Here is a 1181-nt window from a genome sequence, read left to right as displayed (position 1 = left end):
TAGTTTCCCTTCTTCGGTAAAGTCTTTTTCCCGTCCACCAGCGGTTACAGCTAGGGCGGTTTTTCGATTTCTTAATTTATCGCCCTTTGACCCGTATGCCCACCCGTAAGTTAGCACCTCGTCAAGCCATTGTTTAAGCAGCGGTGGAGAACTGAAMCAGTAAACAGGGAACTGCAAAACTAAATTGCTATGCGCTTCAATCAACTGTTGTTCCTTTTCCACGTCGATTTTTCCGTCGGGATAGGCTCCGTGCAAATCGTGAACCGTATATTTGTCGGGATATTTACGAAGCTCATCCGCCCAGCTTTTATTGACGATGGATGCTTCCATGTTTGGATGTGTAATGATAATAAGTGTTTTCAATGTATTGCCCTCCTTGAGCGGTATTTGTTTCTGAACTAGAGTATAGATCGCATCGCCGTATTGCGGAAGTATGCACTTTTAGTTCACCTACTTACCATAAGGTAAGTACTGTACCGAACAGTTAGTCCCAAAATGTTAATCAAATCTTTTAAAAAATCTATACTGATTTGAATGGGAAATGGAATGCTTAATGTAGTCAAGGAGAGAATGTTGAGGAGAATCTGAGGGTTAAGATCTCGCAGTTTTGAGTATAAAAACAAAAAAAGCCTTGATTATCAAGGCTTCCGAAGTTTAAGTTATGGTGATCTGAACAGGGTTCGAACCTGTGACCCCTACCCTGTCAATGTAGCCCTTCAGGTATCCTTATGTAATTTGCAATGCTCGGAAGCCTACTCTCATAAGGATTTCGGTCATCAATTATTTCCGAATGTTTCCCTTGATTTCCAAGCGTTATTAGAGGTTTGCTACCACAGCGCTACCACGGTATTGATCACTGGCTCTTTGCTGCTAGTATGTTGAACGCATAATCCTTTAATTTAATCATGTAGTCACAGTCACATTTTTGGTCGCCAATGCCTACTCCCCGTTTTCATACACCCATGATTTACTCAGACATAGCAACATGTGTTTTCTCTGTTCAGATTTTTGAATTTACTGGATACGTACTTATATTTAGAATAATTCGTTCAGTGGGGGGATAATATCCAAGACAAAGAGTACACAACAAATTGTTATTACGGTTAAGGCAATCAATGCCCTATTTAGAAACTTGGTTATTGACCTATGATCACTTTCATTGCTATGGTACACTATGATCC

Annotated in this window: 1 protein-coding gene; it reads right to left on the bottom strand. The window is 40.3% G+C overall.

Annotated elements, in window-relative coordinates; all coding sequences use genetic code 11:
• Positions 1-363 (bottom strand): NAD(P)H-dependent oxidoreductase (locus tag AC1DSE_RS35540; protein WP_477529155.1); only part of this gene is annotated, 363 nt, incomplete at its 3' end.
• Between the last annotated feature and the right edge of the window lie 818 nt (positions 364-1181).

Source organism: Paenibacillus sp. 01L418 (assembly GCF_056400045.1).
Note: the sequence above shows the minus strand (reverse complement) of the source record. Positions and strands in the feature narration are given on the sequence as shown.